The sequence below is a fragment of the Pseudomonas paracarnis genome (assembly GCF_904063055.1).
Taxonomy (GTDB): Bacteria; Pseudomonadota; Gammaproteobacteria; order Pseudomonadales; family Pseudomonadaceae; genus Aquipseudomonas; species Aquipseudomonas paracarnis.
The window spans coordinates 1-1,185 of sequence record NZ_CAJFCN010000045.1 but is presented as its reverse complement, the minus strand read 5'-3'; the positions used below and the strand labels follow the sequence as shown (position 1 = coordinate 1,185).

1 protein-coding gene is annotated in these 1,185 nt (G+C 52.7%); it reads left to right on the top strand.

What is annotated here, in order from left to right:
• Positions 1 to 206 precede the first annotated feature (206 nt).
• Positions 207 to 1,154, top strand: a complete 948-nt coding sequence (locus JMV15_RS27795) for an IS110 family RNA-guided transposase (RefSeq protein WP_069868750.1) — start codon at positions 207 to 209, stop codon at positions 1,152 to 1,154.
• Positions 1,155 to 1,185 lie beyond the last annotated feature (31 nt).

Genomic DNA, 1,185 nt, shown 5'->3' with positions numbered 1-1,185 from the left:
CTTGTATGCTAGGACTTGAAGGGAGGAGAAGGGACAAAGCCCGATTCTGACTGTTGACGCAGTACAGACCGTGGGAGATTTCGCCCCTCCTCCTTTCACCCAAGCGCCGATAAAGAATGCATCTGGCTATGACCGACGATAGGAACAAGCCTGCGCCTCTGGGTGAGCCCTTCAAGTGCTCAAAACCTTAGCCCGGAGGAAGCCCCATGGCAATGCCAGTTTCTGTCTCAAAGCCAATCGTAGGCGTCGATGTCGCTAAGAATGAACTGGTGATTTATCACGCTGAAGTCGATCTGTTAGAAACAATCCCAAACACCAAAGCCGCTATCAAAAAATGGCTGAAGGCCTTGTCCTGCAAAGTGACCATCGCAATTGAAGCCACCAATATCTACCACTTGGAGTTTGCTGATCTAGCTCATGAAGCTGGTTGCGTGGTTTACATGGTTGGAGGTTATGAGCTCAAGCATTACCGCGAAAGCGTGAAGATCCGGGCCAAGACCGATGCTTTGGATGCCAAGCTGCTCGTCCGCTATTTGAGAAAGGAGGCAGACGAACTGCGTCCCTGGACACCTCCATCACCGCTGTATCGCCATCTTCTAAGCCTGTTTCGTCGGCGCGCAGCCTTGGTTCAGGCGCGCGTCAGCCTGACGCAAAGCTGGGCGAACGAGCCGCTTCTTAAGGCCTCGTTTGCCGAGCAGGTGAAGTCGATGCAGAGACTGGAAGGGTTAATCGAAAAAATGATCAGTGACTGCCTGAAAGAAGCAGGTTTACTGGGTCAGTTGAAGCGTTGCTTGAAAGTCGAAGGCATCGGTTTTTTGACTGGCGCGCGTTTGATTGCCACCTTCCAACGGGGAGAGTTCAGGAATTCGGACGCGTTTATCGCCTTTCTTGGTATGGATTTGCGCGTCAACAAGTCAGGACAGAAGGATGGTCGTCGTAGTTTAAGTAAGCGCGGCGACTCAGAAGCTCGGCGCCTGCTGCATAACGCAGCGATGGCGGCTAGCCGAACAGAGACATGGAAAGCGTTTTATCAAGCACAGAGGGCGCGAGGCTATAGCACCACACAGGCGCTGGTAATACTGGCCCGCAAGCTTGCTAGGGTGGTGTTCGCTCTGCTGAAAGGGCAAAGCGAATATCAGCCAAAAGTTGGTTGAGGGTTGCCCCTCAACCATAGAATCTCCCACA

What these genes read in the sequence shown, in the direction of transcription:
- JMV15_RS27795 (WP_069868750.1), top strand. Translation starts at nt 207, where the DNA reads ATGGCAATGCCAGTTTCTGTCTCAAAGCCAATCGTAGGCGTCGATGTC.